Source organism: Campylobacter sp. IFREMER_LSEM_CL1846, from assembly GCF_025772105.1.
Classification (GTDB): domain Bacteria; phylum Campylobacterota; class Campylobacteria; order Campylobacterales; family Campylobacteraceae; genus Campylobacter_D; species Campylobacter_D lari_D.
Map to the genome: position 1 here is coordinate 1 of NZ_JAKMRM010000028.1, position 2,277 is coordinate 2,277.

At 27.2% G+C, this 2,277-nt stretch carries 1 pseudogene; it reads right to left on the reverse strand.

The annotated features are described in order from the left end of the window. Window positions 1-169: 169 nt before the first annotated feature. A pseudogene (locus L8W40_RS07985) lies at window positions 170-2,277 on the reverse strand (hypothetical protein); the annotation flags it as partial.

Genomic DNA, 2,277 nt, shown 5'->3' on the forward strand with positions numbered 1-2,277 from the left:
GTGCTAAGTAAAAGTTTTTTCATACTTATTTTTTCCTTTTAATTCATTTTTTAAATTTTAAGAGTTTTTATTTTTTAATATTTATTATTGATTAATCAAAATATTATTTAATACGAGTATTCATTAATATACTCGTTATATACACTAGGATAAATCCTAGTGTATATAACTACATTCCACTTACTATGCATGGATTCATGGTTTTATAGTTATCGCTAACTATGCAGGTTTTATTTTTTTGAGCTAAAGAGGTTTCATCTATCTCTTTTTTCTCATCATCATCTAAAGCATTATCACCTATTAAATTAAGCGAAGCTGTTTGTTCAAATTCCATATCTGTTTCAGGTAATTCTGGTTTATTTGGATTATCTACATCAGGATTTTGCAAGTTGTGTGAAAAATTCAAAGAAGCAAAAATATCCGTGAATTTAAAATTTGTATAACCATAATTCTTTTCTATATCGTATTTATTGTTTAATTTAACAATTACTCCATCAACATACTCTTTATAAGAAATCAAATCTTTAGCATATGAATTTAATTTTGCTAAAGCGGTTACAAATTTATCATCAGTAATACTCATTTGACCTTTATTTATCTTTTCCACATAATCATTATATATGCTCAACACTGTATTGTATTCTTTAAATAAAAAATTGAATTTATTGATATTTTCCTTAGCTTTATCTATATCATTTTGCACGATAGATAAGAGAAAATTATTTAATTCCAAAGCTTTTGTATATTTTGCATAAATATCTTTTAGCTTATCTTGCATTCCTTTTTGTTTATAAAGCTCTTCTAAAAATTCTAAACTTTCATAAATGGATTTTAAAGTAATAACTCTATCACCATCTGGACTAGATTCTTTAAAGATAATATTTCCAAGATCATCTATACTAACAGTATAATCACCATCTAATATATCATCTAATATATCTTCAACAACATCAACATACAAATCATCGCTATCTAAGATAACATCAGGATTACTCGGATCTGTAGGATCTGTAGGGTTGGTTGGCTTTTCTATTTCGAAATCCGTTGTAAAAATTAATTTCCCGTTTTTATCTTTATGCAACCCTTCTTTAGCTAAACTATCTATCACAGCTTTTTCAAAGTCACTATACCCTTGTGTTTCATCTTTGTAAGTGTGGATATTGATTTTATCTGAAATATAGCCATTATTAAAGTCGTTCCAATAATCTTGATCCGCAGTTGCATTAGTTAAATCGTTTTCGTGGTGATAGATGTGGATGCCATCAACTTTTATATTATTTATATATCCAGCAAATTTACCAGCTGCACGTTTTGAACCAATTTCTGCTCCAGAATTAAAATACAAAAAAATATTATTAAATTTTAAATCATTTCCTGTGATACTTCCCACAAAACCACCAGCATCAGTATTGTGTCCAAAATTACCAATAATATTACTTATGCCATTCAAAACAATATTTGAAAAATTTCCTTTGTAAATTTTCCGAGCAAAACCACCAGCATCAGTAAGAAAAGTGCTTTCACCAGTACCAATATTTTCTATATTATTTAAAGAAATATTTGAAAAATTTCCATTGCCTATAGATCCTGCAAAACCGCCGGCATAAAAGTTATCTGCTATACTATCAAAACTATCCACGATGCTTAATGATATATTTGAAAAATTTCCATTGTCTACAGATCCTGCAAAACCGCCAACAAAAGATGTTACAATAGCATTATCATTTCGAATATTATAAAATTTTCCTATTTCACTTAATGATATATTTGAAAAATTTCCGTTGCGTATCACTCCTGCAAAACCACCAGTATAATTGTAAGTATCATAATAGCCCCTACTAATCTTATTGTTTAAATTTTCTATAGCATTTAAATCAATATTTTTAAATGTTCCAACTGTTATATATCCTGCAAAACCACCAGTATAATTGTATCTTAGGCTATTATTGTAAAAATTTCCTATTTCACTTAATGATATATTTGAAAAATTTCCATTGTTTATATATCCTGCAAAACCACCAGCATAATAAATATATCCGTTATCGCTGTTAAAATTTTTGATATTTTTCAAAGATATTTGTGAAAAATTTCCATTGTCTATATATCCTACAAAACCACCTATATAATAAACATCTTTATTTTGAATTCCACCACCCATATAATCTACATTAATATTTTTAAATTTAGCCCCATCTGCTATGCCAAATATACCTACATAAATATCAGATTTATTATTTACAAATCCTGTCGTATCTATATTAATATTCTTAAGCGTAT